This is a genomic window from Dactylosporangium siamense (assembly GCF_016862795.1).
Lineage (GTDB): Bacteria > Actinomycetota > Actinomycetes > Mycobacteriales > Micromonosporaceae > Dactylosporangium > Dactylosporangium siamense.
In genome coordinates this window covers 38,596-60,396 of the sequence record NZ_BONQ01000003.1, presented here as the reverse complement: position 1 = coordinate 60,396, position 21,801 = coordinate 38,596, and the positions used below count along the sequence as shown (strand labels likewise).

Annotated in this window: 21 protein-coding genes; 7 read left to right on the top strand and 14 right to left on the bottom strand. The window is 72.8% G+C overall.

Annotated features, from left to right (window positions below; translation table 11 throughout):
- Positions 1-19: 19 nt before the first annotated feature.
- Positions 20-709: a GntR family transcriptional regulator gene (locus Dsi01nite_RS00595; protein WP_239135587.1), complete on the bottom strand. Its 690-nt coding sequence runs from the start codon at positions 707-709 to the stop codon at positions 20-22.
- 213 nt (positions 710-922) lie between these two features.
- Between Dsi01nite_RS00595 and Dsi01nite_RS00590 the strand changes: the two genes are divergently transcribed.
- Positions 923-4,759 (top strand): SpoIIE family protein phosphatase, encoded by a 3,837-nt coding sequence (locus Dsi01nite_RS00590; protein ID WP_203843961.1) that lies wholly within the window; start codon positions 923-925, stop codon positions 4,757-4,759.
- Position 4,760: 1 nt separating this feature from the next.
- On the opposite strand, the gene Dsi01nite_RS00585 is transcribed toward Dsi01nite_RS00590, so the two are convergent.
- The 7 genes from Dsi01nite_RS00585 to Dsi01nite_RS00555 all read right to left on the bottom strand — a co-directional run bounded on the left by Dsi01nite_RS00585 (position 4,761) and on the right by Dsi01nite_RS00555 (position 9,251).
- On the bottom strand, positions 4,761-4,970 hold the full coding sequence (locus Dsi01nite_RS00585) for a ferredoxin (RefSeq protein WP_203843960.1): 210 nt from the start codon (positions 4,968-4,970) through the stop codon (positions 4,761-4,763).
- Between the two features lie 119 nt (positions 4,971-5,089).
- Positions 5,090-6,289: an NADH-ubiquinone oxidoreductase-F iron-sulfur binding region domain-containing protein gene (locus Dsi01nite_RS00580; protein ID WP_203843959.1), complete on the bottom strand. Its 1,200-nt coding sequence runs from the start codon at positions 6,287-6,289 to the stop codon at positions 5,090-5,092.
- A 37-nt stretch (positions 6,290-6,326) separates the two neighbouring features.
- On the bottom strand, positions 6,327-6,878 hold the full coding sequence (locus Dsi01nite_RS00575; protein ID WP_239135583.1) for a ferric reductase-like transmembrane domain-containing protein: 552 nt from the start codon (positions 6,876-6,878) through the stop codon (positions 6,327-6,329).
- Entirely contained in the window at positions 6,875-7,786 is a 912-nt protein-coding gene (locus Dsi01nite_RS00570) for an FAD:protein FMN transferase (RefSeq protein ID WP_203843958.1), read from the bottom strand. The genes Dsi01nite_RS00575 and Dsi01nite_RS00570 overlap by 4 nt, the downstream gene beginning before the upstream one ends.
- Position 7,787: 1 nt before the next feature.
- Complete coding sequence (locus tag Dsi01nite_RS00565) at positions 7,788-8,042, bottom strand: hypothetical protein (RefSeq protein WP_203843957.1); 255 nt, start codon at positions 8,040-8,042, stop codon at positions 7,788-7,790.
- An 82-nt stretch (positions 8,043-8,124) separates the two neighbouring features.
- The gene (locus Dsi01nite_RS00560; protein WP_275423321.1) at positions 8,125-8,976 is read right to left on the bottom strand and encodes a phosphotransferase enzyme family protein; all 852 of its coding nucleotides are present in this window, start codon (positions 8,974-8,976) and stop codon (positions 8,125-8,127) included.
- Positions 8,976-9,251, bottom strand: coding sequence for a hypothetical protein (locus Dsi01nite_RS00555; protein ID WP_239135588.1), 276 nt, complete (start codon positions 9,249-9,251; stop codon positions 8,976-8,978). The genes Dsi01nite_RS00560 and Dsi01nite_RS00555 overlap by 1 nt, the downstream gene beginning before the upstream one ends.
- A gap of 45 nt (positions 9,252-9,296) precedes the next feature.
- On the opposite strand from Dsi01nite_RS00555, the gene Dsi01nite_RS00550 reads away from it, so the two are divergent.
- A complete protein-coding gene (locus Dsi01nite_RS00550; protein WP_203843955.1) occupies positions 9,297-9,749 on the top strand; it encodes a DUF309 domain-containing protein in 453 nt (150 codons plus the stop codon).
- Positions 9,750-9,845: 96 nt separating this feature from the next.
- Here Dsi01nite_RS00550 and Dsi01nite_RS00545 read toward each other — a convergent pair whose 3' ends face one another.
- From Dsi01nite_RS00545 to Dsi01nite_RS00535, 3 genes are read right to left on the bottom strand one after another with little or no spacing between them, the layout of a single operon-like run.
- Complete coding sequence (locus tag Dsi01nite_RS00545) at positions 9,846-10,421, bottom strand: DUF4865 family protein (RefSeq protein ID WP_239135582.1); 576 nt, start codon at positions 10,419-10,421, stop codon at positions 9,846-9,848.
- Positions 10,422-10,429: 8 nt separating this feature from the next.
- Positions 10,430-10,981 carry a TetR/AcrR family transcriptional regulator gene (locus Dsi01nite_RS00540; protein WP_203843953.1) on the bottom strand — a complete coding sequence of 184 codons (552 nt, stop codon included), beginning with the start codon at positions 10,979-10,981 and terminating at the stop codon, positions 10,430-10,432.
- 33 nt (positions 10,982-11,014) lie between these two features.
- A complete protein-coding gene (locus Dsi01nite_RS00535; protein WP_203843952.1) occupies positions 11,015-11,260 on the bottom strand; it encodes a hypothetical protein in 246 nt (81 codons plus the stop codon).
- 112 nt (positions 11,261-11,372) lie between these two features.
- Between Dsi01nite_RS00535 and paaK the strand changes: the two genes are divergently transcribed.
- Complete coding sequence (gene paaK, locus Dsi01nite_RS00530; protein WP_239135581.1) at positions 11,373-12,677, top strand: phenylacetate--CoA ligase PaaK; 1,305 nt, start codon at positions 11,373-11,375, stop codon at positions 12,675-12,677.
- A 60-nt stretch (positions 12,678-12,737) separates the two neighbouring features.
- Here the strand turns inward: paaK and Dsi01nite_RS00525 are convergent, their stop codons facing one another.
- The gene (locus tag Dsi01nite_RS00525; RefSeq protein WP_203843950.1) at positions 12,738-13,577 is read right to left on the bottom strand and encodes a zf-HC2 domain-containing protein; all 840 of its coding nucleotides are present in this window, start codon (positions 13,575-13,577) and stop codon (positions 12,738-12,740) included.
- Positions 13,578-13,623: 46 nt separating this feature from the next.
- Entirely contained in the window at positions 13,624-13,959 is a 336-nt protein-coding gene (locus Dsi01nite_RS00520) for an STAS domain-containing protein (RefSeq protein WP_203843949.1), read from the bottom strand.
- A gap of 97 nt (positions 13,960-14,056) precedes the next feature.
- On the opposite strand from Dsi01nite_RS00520, the gene Dsi01nite_RS00515 reads away from it, so the two are divergent.
- Complete coding sequence (locus Dsi01nite_RS00515) at positions 14,057-14,512, top strand: response regulator (protein WP_203843948.1); 456 nt, start codon at positions 14,057-14,059, stop codon at positions 14,510-14,512.
- Positions 14,513-14,581: 69 nt separating this feature from the next.
- On the opposite strand, the gene Dsi01nite_RS00510 is transcribed toward Dsi01nite_RS00515, so the two are convergent.
- Positions 14,582-15,985 carry a GH1 family beta-glucosidase gene (locus tag Dsi01nite_RS00510; protein WP_239135580.1) on the bottom strand — a complete coding sequence of 468 codons (1,404 nt, stop codon included), beginning with the start codon at positions 15,983-15,985 and terminating at the stop codon, positions 14,582-14,584.
- A 259-nt stretch (positions 15,986-16,244) separates the two neighbouring features.
- Between Dsi01nite_RS00510 and Dsi01nite_RS00505 the strand changes: the two genes are divergently transcribed.
- The 3 genes from Dsi01nite_RS00505 (at position 16,245) to Dsi01nite_RS00495 (ending at position 21,731) form a co-directional block, all read left to right on the top strand.
- Positions 16,245-19,715 (top strand): galactose-binding domain-containing protein, encoded by a 3,471-nt coding sequence (locus Dsi01nite_RS00505; protein ID WP_239135579.1) that lies wholly within the window; start codon positions 16,245-16,247, stop codon positions 19,713-19,715.
- 115 nt (positions 19,716-19,830) lie between these two features.
- Complete coding sequence (locus tag Dsi01nite_RS00500; protein ID WP_203843947.1) at positions 19,831-20,874, top strand: LacI family DNA-binding transcriptional regulator; 1,044 nt, start codon at positions 19,831-19,833, stop codon at positions 20,872-20,874.
- Positions 20,871-21,731, top strand: coding sequence for an aminoglycoside phosphotransferase family protein (locus Dsi01nite_RS00495; protein WP_203843946.1), 861 nt, complete (start codon positions 20,871-20,873; stop codon positions 21,729-21,731). The genes Dsi01nite_RS00500 and Dsi01nite_RS00495 overlap by 4 nt, the downstream gene beginning before the upstream one ends.
- Positions 21,732-21,801: the final 70 nt, after the last annotated feature.

The following is a 21,801-nucleotide window of genomic DNA, read 5'->3' as shown; positions in this document are numbered from 1 at the left end:
CCCGTGGATGCCGGTCTTCTTAATGTCCGGACCCGGCGACCTTCATGGTGCCGGACGCCCGGATGGCACGGATCGTGTTGAGGTTGTGCTCCCGGGCGCACGCCTCCAGCACCCGGGCGTCGTCCTCGCCCCGCTCCAGCTGGTCGAGCAGCGCGTCGTGCTCGTCGACGGCGGTCCGCACCCGAAGCAGCGGATACAGCGACGCCAGGACCCGCGACGCGTCGATGCGGTCCCAGATCCATTCCAGGGCCTCGATCACGTGCCGGTTGCCGCAACACCGGTAGATCGTGCGGTGGAACTCCCGGTGCAGCGCCATGACCCGCTCGTGGGTCTGCTCGAGGCGCAGCTGGGCGTTGAGGTCCCGGGCGGTCCGGATCAGCTCCGCGGTCATCTGCGGCGCCGCGGCCGCGAACGCGTAACCGTCCAGCAGCGCCAGCATCTCCACCAGCTGCACCCAGTCGTCGTCGCCGAGCGTGGCCACCCGCGCGCCGACGTTGCGCTCGAAGCTGACCAGTCCCTCGGCCTCGAGGCGGCGGATCGCCTCCCGCACGGGGACGGGGGAGACGTCCAGCTCCCGGGCCAGGGTGCTGAGGACCAGGCGGTGCCCCGGCTGGTATCGCCCGTCGAGGATGCGCTGACGGATCCGGCGATAGGCGAGTTCGTGTTTCGAGGGCCCGGACGGCCCGGTGCTGCTGTGCTCAGGCTGCACGTGCAAGTTCCGCTCTTGACAGGGACCGGCACCCACACAATCATATACGATCGGATGGAGGGCAGAGTCATCCTCACATTCCCGCAGCTGGTTCGCCATCGGCGGTGCGGCTGATGCAGACGGGGGCGGCCGCACCGCCGATGGCGCACTGGCCCGCCGCAACCCGCCCGCGCAGCGTCGCCGAGAGTGCGCGCAACTGCGTACGCTGGTCGGGTGGGTGAGGCGGCCTGGTCGATGACCGACGATTCCGAGGTGAGCCGTGACCTCGGCGCGGTCGACTGGGCGGCCACGCCGCTCGGCGCACCCGCGGACTGGCCACAGAGCCTGCGGTCGGTCGTGCGGATCCTGCTCGGCTCACGGTTCTCGATGTGGATGGCGTGGGGCCCCGAGCTGACGTTCTTCTGCAACGACGCCTACCGGCGCGACACCCTCGGCAAGAAGTACCCGTGGGCGCTGGGCAAACCGGCCCGTGACGTGTGGGCCGAGATCTGGCCCGAGATCGGTCCCCGCATCGACGCGGTCATGGCGACCGGCACCGCCACCTGGGACGTGGCGCTGCGGCTGTTCCTCGGCCGCAGCGGCTTCACCGAGGAGACCTACCACACGTTCTCCTACAGCCCGCTCACCGACGACGCCGGCGACATCGCCGGCATGCTCTGCGTGGTCAGCGAGGACACCGACCGGGTCATCGGCGAGCGCCGCATGGCGACGCTGCGCGACCTGAGCGCCGACACCGAAGGCGCCGACACCGAAGGCGCCGACACCGAAGGCGCCGACACCGAAGGCGCCGACACCGAAGGCGCCGACGCGGTGAGCGGCGAGCGCGGCAACCGGGACGGGGTCACCGAGGAGAGCGTCTTCGCCGCCGCCGCCCGGCACCTGAGCGCCCGCGCCGACGACCTGCCGTTCACCCTCACCTATCTCTTCGACGAGGACGGCGACGCGGCGCACCTCGCGGGCCGCAGCGGCGTGGCGGCCGGCACCCCGATGGCGCCCGAGGTCCTCGACCCGGCCGGCGAGCCGTTCTGGCCGGTCGCCGAGCTCGCCCGGGGCGTGCCGCTCACCCTCGGCGGCTACACCGACCTGCCCGCCGGCGCCTGGGACGAGCCGCCGACCGAGGTCCGGCTCGTGCCGCTGCCGGCGCCCGGAGGCGGTCGGCCCTACGGGTTCCTCGTCGTCGGGCTCAACCGTTACCGGCCCTTCGACGCCGCGTACGCCGGCTTCATCGACCTCATCGCCGGGCAGCTCGCGGCGAGGATCGGCACCGCCCGCGCCTACGCCGCCGAGCGTCGCCGGGCCGAGTCCCTCGCCGAGCTCGACCGGGCCAAGACGGCGTTCTTCACCAACGTCAGCCACGAGTTCCGCACGCCGCTGACGCTGCTGCTCGGCCCGGCCGAGGACGCCCTGACCGACCGGAGCGCGCCGCTGCCGCCCGGCCAGCGCGAACGCGTCGAGGTCGTGCACCGCAACGCCGAGCGGCTGCTGAAGCTCGTCAACACGCTGCTGGACTTCTCGCAGCTGGAGTCCGGGAAGGTCGAGCCCCGCTTCGAGCCGCTCGACCTGGGCACGGCGACCGCCGAGCTGGCCGGCATGTTCGACTCGGCGGCCCGCCGGGCCGGGCTGGACCTGGTCGTGGACTGCCCGCCGCTGTCCCGGCCGGTCCTCGCCGATCGCGAGATGTGGGCGAAGATCACGCTGAACCTGCTGTCCAACGCGTTGAAGTTCACGTTCGAGGGGTCGATCACGGTCCGGGTCGCGGCCGTCGACGGCGCCGCGGAGCTCTGCGTCACCGACACCGGTGTCGGGATCGACGCGGGCGACCAGGCCAACCTGTTCGACCGGTTCCACCGCATCATGGGCGCCCGCTCCCGCACCCACGAGGGCTCCGGCATCGGCCTGGCCCTCGTCGCCGAGCTGGCGGTGCTGCACGGCGGCACGGTCGGCGTCCGCAGCGCGCCGGGCGCCGGCAGCACGTTCACGGTCCGGCTGCCGTTCGGTGAGCCGGAGCGGACCCCGGCGCCCCCCGCCGACGAGTTCGGTGACCGGCCCGCCGCCGCGGACCGGGTCGTGCCCGGGTTCCTGGCCGAGGTCGAGCGGTGGATCACCCCGGCGCCGGCGCCGGCCGCCGTGGTGCCGTCCACCGCGCCGACGGTCCTGGTGGTCGACGACAACACCGACATGCGCGACTACATCCGCACCATCCTCGAGGCCGACTACCAGGTCGTGGAGGCTTCCGACGGCGCGGCCGCGCTGCGGACGCTGCGGGGCACCCAGCCCGACCTCGTCCTCACCGACGTGATGATGCCGGAGCTGGACGGCTTCGGCCTGGTCGCCGCCCTGCGCGCGGACAGCACCGCCGCGCACCTGCCGGTCATCATGCTGTCGGCCCGGGCCGGCGACGAGGCGACCGTCGAAGGGCTCGACGCCGGCGCCGACGACTACCTCATCAAGCCGTTCTCGCCCCGGGAGCTGCGGGCCAGGGTCCGGGCCAACCTGGAGTTCGACCGGGTCCGGCGCACCCGCGACGAGCTGCAGCGCAGCCGCGAGCTGCTGGACCAGGCGCAGCGCCTCGCGTCCGTCGGCAGCTGGGAGCTGGACCTCGCCACCGGCGACGTCCACGGCTCCGAGGAGTTCCTGCGCCAGATGGGCATGACCGCGGCGGAGCTGCTCGACCCGGTGGCCCGCGACGTCACCAACGCCCGGCTCCATCCCGGCGACCGGGCGCACGTCGACGCGGCCATGGCCGCCGCGGTCACCGGCGAACCCCTGGACTACGAGGCCCGGGTCTTCCAGCCCGACGGCACGCTGCGGGTCTTCCGCACCATCGGCGAGCTGGAACGCGATGCCGCCGGCGTCCCGGTCCGGCTGCGCGGCTCCAACCAGGACATCACCGAGCAGCGCCGGGCGGAGCAGGCCCTCGCCGCCGCCAGCGGCCTGCAGGAGGCCGCCGCCCGGGAGCACCGCATCGCCGACGAGCTGCAGCGCAGCCTGATGCCGCCGCTGACGTTCGACCCCGAGCACCTGGAGGTCGCCACCTACTACCGGCCCGGTGTGGCAGGCACCCAGGTCGGCGGCGACTGGTATGACGTGATCGAGCTCGGCGCCGACCGCACCGCCCTCGTCATGGGCGACGTCATGGGCCGGGGCGTCCCCGCCGCCGCCGTCATGGGGCAGCTGCGGGCCGCGGTCCGGGCCTACGCGCGGCTGGACCTGCCGCCCGCCGACGTCCTGGAGTTCCTCGACGGCGTCGTGCGGGACCTGCGTGAGGACCAGATCGTCACCGTCGTCTACGCCGTCTACGACCCGGGCGAACGCAGCCTCACCTACGCCAACGCCGGGCACCTCCCGCCGCTGCTGCTGCTCCCCGGCGGCACGGTCCGGCACCTCTCGGTCTCCGGCCCACCGCTGGGCACGGGCCCGCTGACCCTCACCGAGGAGCGCGTCGAGCTGCCCGTCGGTGCGCTGCTGACGCTGTACACCGACGGCCTCGTCGAGCACCGCGACCGGGACCTCGACACCGGCATCGACGCGCTCGCGGCGCACGTCGGCGCCATCAAGGGCGATCAGGCGGGACCGCTCGCCGACGTGCCGGACCGGCTGGTCGCCGCGCTGCTGCCCGACGGGCCCGACGACGACATCACCGTGCTGCTCGCCCGGGTCGTCGCCGAGCCCGGCGAGGAGCGGTCCGTCATCCACGACATCCCCGCCGAGGAGCAGTCCGTGCGGACCGCCCGCCAGCTGGTCGGCACCACCCTGCGCCGGTGGGACGTCCCGGCGCGCGTCATCGACGACCTCGTCCTCGTGGTGAGCGAGCTGGCCGCCAACGCCGTCCTGCACGGCCGCCCGCCGATCCAGCTGCGGCTGCGCAACGGCGGCACCCACGTCGTGCTGGAGCTGCACGACACCGCGACCTACCTGCCGCGCAAGCAGCGCCCGACCCCCGACGACGAGCACGGCCGCGGGCTGCAGCTGGTGTCCTCGCTGTGCGACCGCTGGGGCACCCGCCCCACGGCCGACGGCAAGGCCGTGTGGTGCATGCGCTCGATCTGAGCTACGGCCCCACCAGGTGCAGCGCGAGCCGCGGGCAGTGCCGGACGGCCCGCCGGGCATGGGGGAGCAGCGCCACCGGCACCGCGGGCTCCTTGGTGTCGTCGGTGCTGCGGGGGTACCCCCACTCGTCCGGCGCGAGCAGTTCGGGCAGCAGCTCCGTGCAGTGCCCCCGCCCCTGACAGGCGGTCCAGTCGACGTGCAGCCGGGTCATGGCCGGGCTCCTTCCACGCGGGTGCCGTGCGGGCGGTTCATGGCCGGGTCCCTTCGAGGCAGCTGCTGTGCGGGCGGTTCATGGCCGGGCTCCTTCGAGGCAGCTGCTGTGCGGGCGGTTCATGGCCGGGCTCCATCGAGGCAGCTGCCGTGCAGGTGGGCGGTCACGTCGTCGGCGAACACCGTCATGGCGCTGCGGATGAGGCGGACCGTGCCGTCGGGGTGGCCGCAGGCGCCGCGGCCGCGCACCAGCGCCGCCAGCCGGGCCACCCCCGCCGGCAGCGACGGGTCGCCCTCCATCCGGGCCAGCGCCGCCATGGTCGCCGCCAGCCGCGGCAGGCCGTTCAGGCACGGCCCGCACTGCTTCGCGCCCGCCCCGGCGAGGTACCCGACGATCCGCGCCGTCCGGGCGAGGCCGCACTCCCCGGCGGCGAGAGGGATGACGACCCCGGCGCCGGGCGACGCCCCGTACGGTGCCAGCCCCTCCCGGCTCATCGGCACGTCCACCGCGGCGGCCGGCACCCACGCGCCGTGGAAGCCGCCGACGAGCACCGCCCGCGGCGCCGCGACCGGACCGCCCGCGGCGGCGAGCAGCGCGGTGAGGGCGACGCCGTGCGGCACCTCGTACACCCCGGGCCGCCCGACCGGGCCGGTGACGGTCGCCAGGAACGTCCTGGACCGCCGGAACCAGTCCGCGCCGTGCCGCGCCACGAGCGCCAGCTGCGCCAGGGTCTCCACGTTCTGCACCAGCGTCGGCGCCCCGCCCACCCCGGACTCCGTGACCCGGCGCAGCTTGTCGCGCGGCACGGCGCGTCCACCGCTCAGGACGGACACCACCGCGGATTCCTCGCCGGACAGGAACGCCTCCTGCGCCTGGTGCACGACCACCGGCACCGGGTCCCGCCCCGCCGCCCGCCGCTCCCGCACGGCCCGCGCGAGTGGCCCGGCCGACGCCGGCCGCACGTACAGGTGCGCCTTCGCCGCCCCGACCGCGGCCGCGGCCAGCTGCAGCCCGTCGAGCACCAGGTGCGGCGCGCGGGCCAGCAGCGTGCGGTCCTTCGCGCTGCCCGGCTCGCCCTCGGCGCCGTTGCCGACGACCACCGGTGGCCTGCGCCCGCCGGCGTGCCCGCGCACCGCGGCCAGTTTCACGTGCGTCGGGAACCCGGCGCCGCCGTGCCCGGTGAGCCCGGCGTCCCGCACGACCCCGATCAGCACGTCGTGCGGCAACCGCGGCAGCGGCCCGTGCGCGGTGTCGTGTCCACGGAGGTCGGGGTGGCCGGCGCCGAGCAGCCGCCCGGCGGTCAGGACCGCGGTCATCATGAACCTCCACTGAGGACGGTGCGGCCCGCTGCCGCGGTCATCGGGTGTCTCCACTGAGGACGGTGGCGCGGGCGCTGGTGGACAGCCGCCAGGTGACGGCGGCGACGACCGCGACGAGACAGGCGCCCGCGACGGTCCGCAGCCACCACGCGCCCGCGTCGGAGCCGGAGCCGAGCGCGTGCGCGAACGCGAGCGGCCAGCACGCGTACGCCAGCCAGTGCGTCACCCGCCACGCCCGCAACCCCAGCCGGTGCCGCAGCAGGCTCGTCCCGACCAGCGCGATCAGCAGGTCCACGGCGAGGGTCCCGAGACCCGTCCACATCGGACGGTACGTCGCCCCGAACGGCACGATCAGGTCGAAGAGCTCCAGCTGCGCGTACACGTCGAAGAACAGGCTGATCACGTGCACCAGCACGAATCCCACCGCCAGCAGCGACGCGTCCCGGTGCACCTGCGCCACCCCGAACCGCGGCAGCCCGAACGCCGGCCGGCCGGCCCGGTTCGCGATCCCGAGCGCGACCACCACGGTCAGCAGCACCAGCGAGGTGACGCCGGTGCCCCTCGCGAGGTACCACAGCGCGTCGTTCACAACGGCCAGCCCGTGGTCGCGTACACCTGGCGCCGCTGCGAAACCAGTCGCGCCGGCGCTCCCTGCCGGGCCAGCCATCCGTGCGCCGCGCGACCGCGCACGACCGCCGCGGTGCTGAGCGTGTTGGCGTGCACGCAGCTGCGGGCGGCGACCGACACGGTCCGCCACACCCGTGGCGCCGGCATCCCGGTCCGCGGGTCGAGGATGTGGTGCAGCACGCCGTGCGGGCCGAGCCACTGGCGGCTGATCGTGCTCGACGAGGCGAGCGCGGCGCCGCCGGGCAGCCGGACCGTGCAGCCCGGCTCGCCGGGCCGGTCCTGCACCAGCACCCGCCAGCCGCCGGCGGGGGCCGGGCCGGCGGTCGCGATGTCGCCGCCGAGAGAGACCAGGACGCCGGCGCCGGTGGCGGCCGCGACCAGCCTGGCGCAGCGGTCGGCGGCCCAGGCCTTCGCGGTCGCGCCCAGGTCGAGGGTCACGCCGGGCGGCACGGTGAGGCGCCGGCCCCGCAGCCGCACGTGCCGCCAGTTCGCGGTCGGATACACGATGAGCCGGGTGCCCGAGTTGCCGGCCGGCGCGTCGATCTCCGCGAAGTCGCGGTCGTATCCCAGGTCGGCGATGGCCGCGCCCACGGTCGGGTCGACGTCGCCGCCGGTGTCCCGCGCGGCCCGCAGCGCGACCGCGACCAGCTCGGCGAGGAGCTCGCTGACCTCGACGGGCCGGCCCGCGGTCTGGTGGACGTGGTGCAGCTCGCTGTCGTCGCGGAACCGGCTGCACGCCAGGTCGACGGCGGCCAGCTCGGCTCGGACCAGCTCCTCGGCTTCCGGCAGCGCGGCCGGGTCGGTGACGACGAGCCGGACGGTGGTGCTCCAGGTCTCCCACTGCGCGGCACCGTGCTCCAGGGCCGCCATGTCAGGACCCGCCCGATGTGGCGTCGCGCTGCCCGCCGCCGTCGTCGCTGCTCAGCTCGGGCCAGGCGGAGCCGTTGTCGGTGCTGCTGTCGGTGCTTGTGATGCCGTCGCTGGTGCCCTGGTTGTCGCCGGTGCTCTGGTTGTCGTTGCGGGCGGCGTACGCGACCGTCGCCACCGCGAGCGACCCCGCCACCCCGAACGCGGCGAGCAGGCCGGTGAGCCCTGTCGCACGGCGTAGCCCCTGTGCCCGATCCACGGTGCGCTCCCTCCACCCGAAGCTGTCTGCTGCCCCGAGTCTTGAAGCGCCGCCTGCGTTCCCCTTGGCAGCCGCCTGTGAGCTACCTGTGCAGCCCGCGCCGGGCGTCCTCCAGGCCGCGCTCGTTGTCCGCGCCGTCGGCGATGCCCGTCAGGTCGTTCATCACGATCCGGCGCGCGAAGTAGTCGGCCTGCACCGCGTAGCGGAACCGCAGCAGGACCGGCAGCGCGTCGCGCAGCTCGGCGTCGGGGACCGCCCCGCCGGCCCGGTATCCGTCGAGGAAGCCGGCGCCGTCCTCGGCCAGGTACATGAGGGCGGAGGCGATGTCGTACAGCAGCGGACCCCGCATGGCCACGCCCCAGTCGATGAGACCGCCGCCGATGAACGCCTCCGGCGCCGGGTCGGCGTGCAGCAGGCCGGTCGTGAGCGGGCCGGCCGCGGCGAGGTCGCGCACCGCACCGGCGACCGCGTCCCGGAGCCAGGGCCGCAGCCCGAGGTGCGCGGCACCAGGGTCGACCCAGTCCATCCCGACCTCACCCTCGACGCGCACGTCCCGCAGCAGGCGGTGCGCCCCGGCGAGGGTGGCGCCGATCGCGCGCCGGTCGTCCGCCGGCGTTTCGGGCACCATCGTCAACACGGCCAGCGCACCGCCGTCCCACGGCACCGTCAACGCGCCGCCGGCGGTGCGCACCGGGGCCCCGGACCGGAACCCCCGTGCCGCGAGGGCATCGGCGACCGCGATCCCTCCCCGGAACCACAGCGCGGGGTCGGCCGGCGTGATCACGGACCCGGTGACGGCCTTGGCGACGTAGCGCCCTTGATCCGTTGTGACGAACCAGGTCGCGGAGTTCATTCCGCCGTGGTGCGGATGTACGTCCGCCGCCCCCAACGCCCAGTGCTCGGCCAGGGCATCCCCGGGGAACGGGAACGGCACTATCGCTGGATCGGCCGGCGCAGGGAGTACGTGATGGCGTGCAACCGGTGCGGCTGCCCGATGACGAGCGCGGCCCGGTCATACGCCTGCCAGCCCTCCGCGCCGGCCCGGTTGAGATGCCGCAGGTCATTGAACCGCTCGTCGGTCCCCCACCGCTGGACGCCACCCGGGTAGTGGAACACCGCGTCCCAGTCCTCGAACTTGTCCGTGCCCAGCGTCCCGGCGGCCCGGTACTCCAGTCGTGCGTACTCCCATTGCGTCACACCGTCCATCATGCCGGACATCGAACCGGAGCAGTGGCCTGGTACTACGTTGGAGCCGTGGAACGCGATCGCGACAACGCCGGCCGGGCCCGCAACGCCCGCCCCCGCGACGGCCTGGGCCGCCCCCTGCCCCGCGGTGCGACAGGCATCCCGACGATGCCGGACGACCTGGAGGTCACACCGTCCTCCGCGCTCGCGCTGGCGCAGTCGCTGCTCGACGAGGGCCGTCCGTTTCACGCCCATGAGGTCCTGGAGGCCGCCTGGAAGAGCGCCCCACCATCGGAACGCGAGCTGTGGCGGGGGCTGGCGCAGCTCGCGGTCGGCCTGACCCACCTGCGCCGTGGCAACGCCACGGGGGCGGCCGCGCTGCTGTCCCGCGCCGCCGACCGCATCGAGGCGTTCGGTCCCGCCCCGCACCAGATCGACGGCCCGGGCCTGGTCGCCTGGGCCCGCACGGTCGTCGCCGGTGCCGACCCGGACCCGTCCGTCCCCCGGCTACGGCTGACGTAGGACCGTCCGGGCTACGGGTCCGTGGCCCTGCCACCTGCTCATGTGCCAGGTCTGATCGTCATCTGTGGACGTCATCGCGCATCTCAGGTCCGGTGGTTACTGAACGGCGAGTGCCAGCTCCGGCGCGGACAGGTGCAGCACCTCGTAGCGGTCGTCCGCCGGATCGTTCGCCGGCACCTGATCGGCCCACAGGGTGACGAGCAGCAGTTGCCAGTCGCGCGGGTCGAAGGCGAGCGCCGCTGTGTGCACGTCACGTGAGTCGGCAAGCGTGCGCAGCTCCGCCAGCGCGTCGTCGATCGACACGGCCGCGTCGCCGTGCGTCGGTTGTGGCAGTGCGGTGATGCGTCGTGACGCGGCCACCGGCGGGCCGGCAGCGCGGCCGCGGACGGTGGCGATGCCCGTCCACTGGGACACCGGCGGACGGCCGAAGTCGCGGACGATGTTCTGGAAGCCGCCCCCGCCGATCAGGAAGTGCGTCATCGCGGCCGCGGAGTTCCACAGGTAGAACGGGGCGTACTGGTTCACCTGGGAGCCGTCGATGCCACGGGAACGGATCAGGTACGCCTTCAGGGCCAGGCCGGCACGGTTGTCCAGGGCGTGGCCGTTGCGGCGGACGCGGTCGCGGATGATGCCCATGTCGTAGTCGGCGGGCAGGGTCAGTGAGTACTGCATCGCGAACATCAGGCGGCCCCCGATCGGAGCAGGCCGAGTGCGCCGCGGACGGCCCGGTCGAACGGCTCGCGGGAGCCCGCCGCGCGGGCGAGGACATAGCCGCCCTGCAGCATGGCCACGATCGCGGCGGCCGTGTCGTCCGGATCGAGGGGGCTGCGCAGCCCGCCGGACGACAGCACCGCGGACAGCCGGTCGCAGAGCCAGGTGAACGTCTCGGCGACGGGGTAGTGCAGCGTGGGGTCGGCGAGGACGTCGGGATCCTGGGTGAGCCGGCCGATGGGGCAGCCGCGCAGCACGTCGCGGTCCAGGGTCAGGTACGCGGTGATCCGCTCCACCGCGCCGCCGGGACCGTCGAGCAGGGCGGCAGCGCGGGACCGCAGCTCGTCGGCCGTGCGCAGGATCGCGACCGCGGCCAGGTCCGGTTTGCCGCGGAAGTGGTGATACATGCTGCCCTGACCCGCGCCAGCCAGGGACTGGATGGCGCGGGGGCTGGTGCCGGTGTATCCGCGTTCCCACAGCAGGGCGCGGGTGCTCTCGATGAGTCGCTCGGCGGTGTCCATGCTGTACATACTAGTTGGTACAGCATGGCGCGGTTAGGTCTGGTCGACCCGCAGGGCCTGGAAGGCCGACCGCTCGGCGGCGGCCTGGGCGCGCAGGATCTCGTCGATCTCGCGGGTCTCCTCGGCGGTGTGGCGGCCGAGGATCAGGTCGAGCTCCAGTCGCTCCGCCGGCGTCCGATACGCGGCGATCTCCCGGGCCAGGGTGCGCCGCGCCCGGCGGGCCTCGAAACGGCTGGTGACCGCGTTGCGAACCCGGCTCGCGGTGGTCTGGGTGGCCATCGTTGACTCCTTCATCTGTGTGGTCCTGACGCCTACTGTATCGATTCAGAAAGATCATCACATGCGAATCGATGGTGAGACGCGACACGCACCGGTGGGGCAGGATGCAGGGGTGCGCGACATCGACGTCGACCCCGCCTCGCTCGACCCGGTTGAGACCGCCTCCCGGGACGAGCTCACCGAGCTGCAGTTCGCCCGCCTGCGACAGACGCTGCAGCGGGTGTACCAACACGTGCCGCACTACCGCGAGACGTTCGACGCGGCCGGTGTGCACCCCGACGACCTGCGCTCGCTGGCGGACCTCGCCGCGTTTCCGTGCACGACCAAGGAGGACCTGCGGCGGCGGTACCCGTTCGGCATGTTCGCCGTGCCGCGGGAGCGGGTCGTGCGGGTGCACGCCTCCTCGGGCACCACCGGGCGGCCCACCGTCGCGGGGTACACGGCCGCCGACATCGACACCTGGTCGGCCCTCATGGCCCGCTCGATCCGCGCCGCCGGCGGGCGCCCCGGCGATGTGGTCCACGTCGCCTACGGCTACGGCCTGTTCACCGGCGGTCTCGGCGCCCACTACGGCGCGGAGCGGCTCGGCTGCACCGTCGTGCCCGTCTCCGGTGGTATGACCGAGCGGCAGGTCATGCTCATCCAGGACTTCCGGCCGGACGTCATCATGGTGACCCCGTCGTATCTGCTCGCCATCGTCGACGAGATGCACCGGCAGGGCATCGACCCGGCCGCGACGTCGCTGTCGGTCGGCATCCTCGGCGCCGAGCCGTGGACCGGCGACATGCGCACCGAGATCGAGTCGCGCCTGGACATGCACGCCGTTGACATCTACGGCCTGTCCGAGGTGATGGGCCCGGGGGTCGCCGTCGAGTGCGCCGAGACCAAGGACGGCCTGCACTTGTGGGAGGACCACTTCTATCCCGAGATCATCGACCCGGTCACCGGCGCGGTCCTGCCCGACGGGGAGGTCGGCGAGCTGGTCCTGACGTCGCTGACGAAGGAGGCGATGCCGGTCATCCGGTATCGCACCCGGGACCTCACCCGGCTGCTGCCCGGCACCGCCCGCACGATGCGCCGCATGGAACGCATCACCGGCCGCTCCGACGACATGATGATCGTCCGCGGGGTGAACGTCTTTCCGACCCAGATCGAGGAGCTGCTGCTGCGCGTGCCGGCCCTCGCCCCGCACTTCCAGTGCGTCCTGACCCGGCCCGACCGCCTCGACACGCTCACGGTCCAGGTCGAACGCCGGCCCGGCAGCCACCCCGACGACGCCCCGGCCGCGGGCGACCGCCTGGAGTCGCTGGTGAAGGACGTCATCGGGGTGACGGTGACGGTCCGGGTCCTGGACCCCGGCGGCGTCGAGCGCTCCGCCGGCAAGATGCGCCGCGTCGTCGACAACCGCCCCTCATGATCCGGAAGACCCTGCGCACCCTGGGGTCCACAAGGTCTTCCGGATCATGAGAAAGGCGAGTCAGGCGGCTTCGCGGTCGGTGTGGGCGGTCGCCTGGCCCGGGACGAGGCGCAGCCGGCGGGGCGGGGGAGTGGCGCCGGAGCCGGCGCCGGAGCCGGAGCTGGAACCGGAGCCGGCCCCGGAGGACGAGGAGCCCGGGCGGTCCGGGTCGAGCGCCGGGCGGGTGAGGGCGAGGACGATCGCGTAGCCCGCCAGCACGAAACCGTGGCTCAGTAACCGCTCGGTCTCGACCCGGCCGGCGATGACGTCGTTGACGCTGAGCAGGGCGAGCAGCGCGACGAACGCGGTCAGCATCGGCAGGGCGCCGGCCGGGCGGCCCCGGCGGCTGGCGATCCAGCCGAAGCCGGCGCCGATGGCGACGTTCCAGGCGGCGGACTCGTGCCACAGGTGGCCGGAGCCGGAGCCGTGCTGCTCGGTGGCGGTGGTGGCGCTGGTGACCTGGGCGATGCCGAGGACGAACTGGGCCGCGCCGAACGCGCCCAGCAGCACGCGGAGCGCCAGCACCAGCGCCCGGCGACCGCGCGGCAAGAACGACAAGAACGGCGAAATGCGGGAAATGCGGGAATTCGACGGAACCGGCGGGACCGGTGGGACGGGCAGCACGCCGTGGGCGTCCAGGGCGGCGAGGAGGGCGTCGGAACCGGCCGGCTGGGTGGACACCTGCTGGACCCGGACCAGTCGGGTGGCGTCGGCCGCGTCGGCGTGCCACGTGCGGCAGCCGGCGCAGCGCAGCAGGTGCGCGTCCGTCAGGGCGGCGTCGATCGGCTCGGCCTCGCCGTCGAGACGCGCCGACAGCGCCTCGCGGAAGGCCTCGCAACCGGCGGCAGGTGAACGCTCCACCCCCCGATGGTGCCAGACGCGTGGGGCGACCGGGCACCGCCGCCGCTCAGGCCAGTGCGGTCGCGGCGTCGGGGACGGTGTCGTACAGGGTGAAGACGTTGTCCAGACCGGTGATCCGGAACACCCTGCGGATCTTGTCGTCGGGGCAGACGAGGCCGAGGAAGCCGCCGCTCTCGCGGACCCGGTTGTGGGCGCCGATGAGGACGCCGAGGGTGGTGGAGTCCATGAACGTGACCGCGCTCAGGTCGACGATCACCTTGTCGCCGGCGTCGTCGAGCGCGCTGGTGATCGTCTGGCGCAGCTGCGGCGCGGTGCTGACGTCGAGTTCGCCGTCCGCCCGGACCACGCTGTGCCCCTGGAACGTCGAGACCGAGAACGTCATCGGACAATCTCCACTTCATGGGTAGCGGTATGACGGTAGCCGGTCTTGCGCCTGGCGTTATCGTGGGGCCGGGACGTGCAGTGGGGGAGGCCGCTCGATGAGCACCGTGGACGACGCGCTGCCGGGCGTGCCGATCGAGATCCTGCTGGTCGAGGACGACCCGGGTGACGTGCTGATCACGCGGGAGGCGTTCGCCGAGCACAAGGTGTCCAACCGGCTGACCGTCTGCACCGACGGCGCCGACGCGCTGCGGTTTCTGCGCCGCGAGGGTGCGCACGCGGGCGCGACCCGGCCCGACATCGTGCTGCTCGACCTCAACCTGCCCGGCGTCGACGGTCGCGCGGTCCTCGAGGCGATCCACGCCGACCCCGCGCTCAATGACATCCCCGTGGTGGTGCTCACCAGCTCCGTCGCCGAGGAGGACTTCCTGCGCAGCCATGAGCTGCGGGTGGACACGTACATCGGCAAGCCCGTCGACTTCACCAGCCTGATGCACGTCGTGCGCCGGATCGAGACGTTCTACGTCAGCGTGCGGCGCAACGTCACCGCCTGACGGCCCGTGATCCGGAAGAGGTTGCGCACTCCAGGGTGCACAACCTCTTCCGGATCATGGGCTGCGGGGTCAGGGGGCGTCGATGGCGTTGCGGATGATGGCCTCGGCGAGCCAGTGCCCGGAGGACTTCACGGTGCGGCGCAGGGTGTCGTAGTCGACGTGGATGAGGCCGAAGCGGCGGCTGAAGCCGAAGGCCCACTCGAAGTTGTCGAGCAGCGACCAGGCGAAGTAGCCGCGCAGGTCGACGCCGGCGGTGATGGCCTCGTGGACCGCGGCGAGGTGGCCGCGCAGGTACTCGATGCGCTCGGGGTCGTGGATCGCGCCGTCGGCGGTGGGACGGTCGTCGTAGGCGGCGCCGTTCTCCGTGACGTAGATCGGGCGGTCGCCGTAGTCGGTGCGGATGCGCAGCAGCAGGTCGCGCAGGCCGGTCGGGTCGACGGACCAGCCCATGTGCGTGACGGGGCCGGGGGTCGGGTGGAAGCGGACGTGCTGCGCCGTCGGATACGGGGTGCCCTCGTCCAGGGTGCCGTCCGTCGCGGCGCTGACCAGGTCGGGCTGGTAGTAGTTCACGCACACGGCGTCGACCGGCTGCGACACCAGGTCCAGGTCGCCCGCCCGCACATACGACATATCCGTGATATCGGCAATGTCGGCAACGGTGTCGGCGGGGTACGTGCCGCGCAGGATCGGTTCGAAGAAGATGCGGTTCAGCAGGCCGTCGATGCGCCGCGCCGCGTCCAGATCGGCGGGGGCGTCGGTGAACGGTCGCACGGCGCCGGCGTTCAACGCCACCGACACCTGCCCGGTGACCCCCGCCGACCGTAGCGCCGCGACACCGAGGCCGTGGGCGAGCAGCAGGTGGTGGGTCGCGACGAGGGCGTTGAGGTGGCCGCGCCGGCCCGGGGCGTGCCCGCCGGTGCCGTATCCGAGGAATGCCGAGCACCACGGCTCGTTGAGCGTGTTCCACAGCGCGACCCGGTCGCCGAGCCGGGCGGCGACGGTCGCCGCGTAGTCCCCGAAGCGCAGCGCGGTGTCCCGGTTGGTCCAGCCGCCGGCGTCCTCCAGCTCCTGGGGCAGGTCCCAGTGATACAGCGTCGCGGTGGGCCGCACCCCGGCGGCGAGGAGCTCGTCCACCAGGCGGTCGTAGAAGTCGAGCCCGGCCTCGTTGACCCCGGATCCGCCGGCCGGCCGGATCCGCGGCCACGCGATCGAGAACCGGTACGCCGACAGCCCGAGGTCCTTCATGAGCGCGACGTCGTCGCGGTAGCGCTGGTAATGCCCGGTGGTGTGGGCGCCGGTGTCGCCGTTGTCGATGCGGCCCGGCTGGGCGGCGAAGGTGTCCCAGATCGACGGGGTGCGGCCGTCGACGTCCACGGAGCCCTCGATCTGGTAGGCGGCGGTCGCCGCGCCCCACCAGAAGCCCGAGGGAAACGTCAGGACGCCCTTCGCGGTCTGCACCGCTGTCGTGCTCACACCCACCACCACTTCCCCGTACGTCAACAGATAGGTGGCTTGGAGAGCGCTCTCCAAGCCGTGTCACCAGACTGCGACGTCGCGTGTCCGAGTGTCAAGGCATGGGAGCGCGCGCTTCACCGCGTACCGGACAAATTGCCACCAAAGAAATCCAGGACTCTTGACACGTGGGAAACCACGGGGCAACACTGCGACCTATCGGAGAGCGCTCTCCAAAACCCGCCCGCCGCGCCTCCTCACCCCTCAGCAAGGAGCTCACGTGCAACCGGCACACGCTTCCGCCCCCGCCTGGCGGAGACTGCTCAGTTCGCGATGGCGCATCGCCCTGGTCGTCGCCGTCGTCGCCGCCGTCGCTGTCGTGGTCGCGCCCTTCGCGCGCGCCGCGGACAGCCTGATCTCGCAGGGCAAACCCGTCACGTCGTCGTCGGACCAGGCGCCCGACGTGGCCGCCAGCTTCGTCAACGACGGCAACGCTGGCACCCGCTGGAGCAGCCAGTGGAGCGACCCGCAGTGGATCCGCATCGACCTGGGTGGTCCCGCCACCATCAGCCAGGTCGTGCTGCAGTGGGAGGGCGCCTACGGCAAGTCCTTCAAGATCCAGACGTCGAGCAACGACAGCACCTGGACCGACGTCTACACCACCACGACCGGCACCGGCGGCACGCAGACGCTCAACGTCTCCGGCTCCGGCCGCTACGTGCGCCTGAGTGGCACCGAGCGCGGCACCGGCTACGGCTACTCGCTGTACGAGTTCAAGGTGTACGGCTCCCTGGACGGCACCACCAACCCGGGGACCTGTAACACCGGTACCAACGCCGCACAGGGCAAGACCGCCACCGCCTCGAGCGTCGAGGGCGCTGACGTCGTCGCCGCCAACGCCGTCGACGGGAACGCCGGCACGCGCTGGGGCAGCCAGTTCAGCGACCCGCAGTGGCTGCAGGTGGACCTCGGCTCGAAGCAGAACATCTGCCAGGTCGTCCTGCAGTGGGAGGGTGCCTACGGCAAGGCCTTCCAGATCCAGGTCTCCGACAACGCCACCAGCTGGACGGACGTCTACTCGACCAGCACCGGCACCGGCGGCACCCAGACCATCCCGGTGACGGGCGCCGGCCGCTACGTGCGGATGTACGGCACCGCCCGCCCCGGCGGCTACGGCTACTCGCTGTGGGAGTTCAAGATCGCCCTCGGCGGCGGCGGCACCACGACCACCCCGCCGACCAGCACCAGCCCGTCGCCGAGCACCCCGCCGTCGCAGGACCCGAACTGGACGCAGGTCTGGACCGACACCTTCGACGGCGCGGCCAACACGTCGCCGAACGCGGCCAACTGGCTGCTGCGGACCGGCACCCAGTACCCGGGCGGCGCCGCGAACTGGGGCACCGGCTCGGTCGAGACGGCCAGCGCGTCGACCGCCAACGTCTACCTCGACGGCGCCGGCAAGCTCAACATCAAGGCCGTCCGTGACGGCGCCGGCGCGTGGACGTCGGGCCGGATCGAGACCCAGCGGACCGACTTCCAGGCCGCCGCGGGCGAGCAGGTCAAGTTCACCGCCGTGCTCAAGCAGCCGGACGTCGCCAACGGCGACGGCTACTGGCCGGGCTTCCGGGCCACCGGCGCCGCCTACCGCGGCAACTACACCAACTGGCCGGGTGTCGGCGAGACCGACATCATGACCGACGCCAACGGCCGCAGCCAGCTGTCGCAGACCCTGCACTGCGGCACCGCCCCCGACGGCCCGTGCGGCGAGTACAACGGCCGCACCTCGGGCCTGGCCAGTTGCACCGGCTGCCAGACCGGCTACCACGAGTACACCCAGGTCATCGACCGCACGAAGACCGACGAGGAGATCCGCTTCTACCTCGACGGCAAGCAGTCCTGGATCGTGCGCAAGAGCCAGGTCGGCGTCACCGCGTGGAACGCGGCCGTCCAGCACGGCTTCTACCTGCGCCTCGACCTCGCGATCGGCGGCGCGTGGCCGAACGCGATCGCCGGCTACACCGTCCCGACCCCGGACACCACGTCCGGCGGCATCCTGTCCGTCGACTCCGTCACGGTGTCCAAGCAGACCGGCACCACCCCGGCCGCGATGACCGACCCGGCCACGCCGGCCGGCCCGAGCGTCGTGAAGGTCACCGGCTCGCAGGGCAACTGGCAGCTGCAGGTCGGCGGCCAGCCCTACGAGGTGCGCGGCCTGACCTACGGCCCGCCGCAGGCGGCCGCCGACGGCTACATGCGCGACCTGAAGAACATGGGCGTCAACACGATCCGCACCTGGGGCGTGGACGACGCGAACACCCCGACGCTGCTCAACCGGGCCGCGCAGCAGGGCATCAAGGTGATCGTCGGGCACTGGCTCAACCAGGGCGCCGACTACGTCAACGACACCGCGTACAAGACCGCGACCAAGACCGAGGTCGTGAACCGGGTCAACGCGCTCAAGAACAACCCGGGCGTGCTGATGTGGGACGTCGGCAACGAGGTCATCCTCACGATGCAGGACCACGGCCTGGACGCCGCGACGGTCGAGGCCCGCCGGGTGGCGTACGCCAAGTTCGTCAACGAGCTGGCGGTCGCGATCCACGCCGCCGACCCGAACCACCCGGTCACCTCGACCGACGCGTACACCGGTGCGTGGCCCTACTACAAGAACAACGCCCCGGCGCTGGACCTGCTGGCGGTCAACTCCTACGGCGCGATCAACAACATCAAGCCGGACTGGATCGCCGGCGGTTACACCAAGCCGTACGTGGTCACCGAGGCCGGCCCGTCCGGTGAGTGGGAGGTCCCGAACGACGTCAACGGCGTGCCGACCGAGCCGACCGACCTGCAGAAGCGGGCGGGCTACACGGCCAGCTGGAACGCCATCAAGGGACACCCCGGCGTGGCGCTCGGCGCGACCGAGTTCCACTACGGCCTGGAGAACGACTTCGGCGGCGTCTGGCTCAACACCTACGGCGGCGGATGGCGTCGCCTCGGGTACGGCGCGCTGAAGCAGGCCTACACCGGCACGCCGCTGGCCAACACCGCGCCGGAGATCACCAGCATGACGGTCGGCAACCAGACCGCCGTGCCGGCCGGTGGCACGTTCACGGTGAACGTCGCCGCGACCGACCCGAACAACGACACCATCCGGTACAACGTGATGATCAGCGACAAGCACATCACCGGCAACACCGGCTTCCGCAACGTCAAGTTCACCCAGAACGGCTCCACCTTCACGGTGACCGCTCCGGAGACGCTCGGCGTGTGGAAGGTCTACGTCTACGCCTTCGACGGCCAGGGCAACGTCGGCATCGAGACCAAGTCCTTCAAGGTGGTCCCGCCGGTCATCGCCGGCACCAACGTCGCCCAGGGCAAGACCGTGACCGCGTCGACCTACCAGCCGACCGGCACCAACGGCCCGCAGCTGCCGTCCTACGCGGTCGACAACAACTACGGCACCCGCTGGGCGTCGGAGTGGGTCGCCACCGCCTGGATCACGGTGGACCTGGGCAGCAAGCAGACCTTCAACAAGGTCTTCCTGGCCTGGGAGGCGGCGTACGCGACCGGCTACCAGATCCAGACGTCCGACGACAACAACAACTGGGCGACGATCTGGTCGACGACCACCGGTAACGGCGGCTTCGACGACATCAACGTCAACGGCAACGCCCGGTACGTGCGCGTGAACGGCACGGCGAAGGCCACGGCCTACGGCTACTCGCTGTGGGAGTTCGGGGTCTACCGGTAGGAGCGGCGATTTGGGCGGGTGGCGAGCGCCACCCGCCCTTTCGTCTGTATTTTTCAGCGAATTTCGTGCTATGTAGTGGAGAGCGCTCTCCATGCTCCGTGCTATAAAACCGGCCATGAGCGATCCACGTTCGGCCCGCAAACCCACCCTTGAAGACGTCGCGGAAGCCGCCGGCGTCTCCCGGGCGACGGTGTCGCGCGTCATCAACGGTGTTCGCAACGTCGACCCGAAGCTGCACGCGATCGTGTGGCAGGCCGTGGACGCCACCGGCTACGTGCCCAACCGCGCCGCCCGCTCGCTGGTCACCCGCCGCAGCGGCACGGTCGCCCTCGTCGTCTCCGACGCGGTCAGCCACGACGACGACCCGTTCATGCGCCGCTTCTTCGCTGACCCGTTCTTCGGCCGGATCGTCGGCGGCGTCATGTCGGTCCTGCGCCCTCGCGGTATCCAGCTCGCGCTGCAGATCGTCGGCACCGACGACGCCCGTGGCCGGCTCGTCGGCGACCTCGGCCAGGGCCAGGCCGACGGCGCGGTCGTGCTGTCCCTGCACCCCGACGACACGCTGCCGCACCAGCTCTACGAGGCCGGCATCGCCGCGGCCCTCGTCGGCCGCCCGGCCCAGCCGGTGCCGATCAGCTACGTGGACCTCGCCAACGACGCCGGCGGCGTCCTGGCCGCCGAGCACCTCATCGGCCGCGGCTGCACCCGCCTCGGCATGATCACCGGTCCGGCGCACGTCCCCGCCAGCCAGGACCGGCTCACCGGCTTCCGGCAGGCCCTTGCCCGGCACGGCCACGCCTGGTTCCCGACCGTGGAGGGCGGCTTCACGTATGAGTCGGGGGAGACCGCGCTGCTCGAGCTGCTGGAGCGGCAGCCGGAGCTCGACGGGCTCTTCGTCGCCAACGACGTCATGGCGCAGGCGGCCGTGATGGCGCTGCGCGGCCGCGAGCTCCGGGTCCCCGACGACGTGGCGGTCGTCGGCTTCGACGACAGCAGTGCCGCCCTGGACGCCCGCCCGCAGCTCACCACCGTCCGGCATCCTCTCGAGGACATGGCGGCGGAGAGCGCCCGCCTGGTCCTGGCCCGCATCGACGATCCATCGCTGCGGGTCGAGTCGGTGATCTTCGACCCCAAGCTCGTCGTGCGCCAGTCCGCATGACCCCCGTTCCCGCCGCACTCGTGGCGTCGCTGGTGCGGACCCAGCACCCGTCGTTCATCGCCCCGCTGCGACTGGTCGCCAGCGGCTGGGACAACACCGTCTACCGGCTCGGCTCCTCGTGGTCCGTGCGCCTGCCCCACCGCGAGGTCGCGGTGCCGCTCCTGGTCAACGAGCAACGCTGGCTGCCGCACCTCGCGCCCCTGCTGCCGGTCCCGGTGCCGGTCCCGGCCGCGGTGGGCGGGCCGGCGGGGGAGTACCCGTGGCCGTGGAGCATCAACCCGTGGCTGCCCGGACGTCCCGCCTCGGCGGTGCCGGTCGCGGCACGGATCGCCTTCGCCGCCGACCTGGCCCGTTGCTTCGCCGCGCTGCACGTGCCGGCGCCACCGGACGCCCCGGCGAACGCGTTCCGCGGGGTGCCGCTGTCCGGCCGGGCCGTGGCCGTGCGGGAGCGCCTGGCCGGTGACGGGTTCCCGGCGCCGTTGCGTCAGGTCTGGGAGCACGCCCTCGAGGCGCCGCCGTGGACCGGTCCGCCGGTGTGGCTGCACGCCGATCCGCATCCGGCCAACCTCCTCGTCGGCGCCGGCGGCGGGCTGGCCGGGCTCATCGACTTCGGCGACCTGACGTCCGGCGACCCGGCCACCGACCTCGCCGCGGCCTGGATGGTGTTCGACGCCCCGGGCCGGGCGGCGTTCCGCGCGGCGCTGTCGGAGCTGGCACCGCTCGACGAGGCGACGTGGCAGCGGGCGAGGGGGTGGGCGTTGAGCATCGGCTCGGCCGTCGCGGAGGGCTCGGCCGACAACCCGGAGATGGCCGCGATCGCCGCGCACGCCCTGGCCCAGGTCCTGCTGCCGGAGTAGCGCCGTCGTGGTGAACCGGCGCGCGCCGCGACATGGAGTCAGTGACGCGCGCCGGCAGTCTCACGCGGGC

Bases quoted from the DNA above. Each gene is read 5' to 3' on its own strand.
- Dsi01nite_RS00585 (WP_203843960.1), bottom strand. From the start codon at position 4,970: ATGACCCGGCTGCACGTCGACTGGACCGCCTGTCAGGGGCGGGGGCAC.
- Dsi01nite_RS00580 (WP_203843959.1), bottom strand. From the start codon at position 6,289: ATGATGACCGCGGTCCTGACCGCCGGGCGGCTGCTCGGCGCCGGCCAC.
- Dsi01nite_RS00570 (WP_203843958.1), bottom strand. From the start codon at position 7,786: ATGGCGGCCCTGGAGCACGGTGCCGCGCAGTGGGAGACCTGGAGCACC.
- Dsi01nite_RS00555 (WP_239135588.1), bottom strand. From the start codon at position 9,251: ATGATGGACGGTGTGACGCAATGGGAGTACGCACGACTGGAGTACCGG.
- Dsi01nite_RS00545 (WP_239135582.1), bottom strand. From the start codon at position 10,421: ATGCAGTACTCACTGACCCTGCCCGCCGACTACGACATGGGCATCATC.
- Dsi01nite_RS00540 (WP_203843953.1), bottom strand. From the start codon at position 10,981: ATGGACACCGCCGAGCGACTCATCGAGAGCACCCGCGCCCTGCTGTGG.
- Dsi01nite_RS00535 (WP_203843952.1), bottom strand. From the start codon at position 11,260: ATGGCCACCCAGACCACCGCGAGCCGGGTTCGCAACGCGGTCACCAGC.
- Dsi01nite_RS00520 (WP_203843949.1), bottom strand. From the start codon at position 13,959: ATGACGTTCTCGGTCTCGACGTTCCAGGGGCACAGCGTGGTCCGGGCG.
- Dsi01nite_RS00515 (WP_203843948.1), top strand. From the start codon at position 14,057: ATGAGCACCGTGGACGACGCGCTGCCGGGCGTGCCGATCGAGATCCTG.
- Dsi01nite_RS00500 (WP_203843947.1), top strand. From the start codon at position 19,831: ATGAGCGATCCACGTTCGGCCCGCAAACCCACCCTTGAAGACGTCGCG.
- Dsi01nite_RS00495 (WP_203843946.1), top strand. From the start codon at position 20,871: ATGACCCCCGTTCCCGCCGCACTCGTGGCGTCGCTGGTGCGGACCCAG.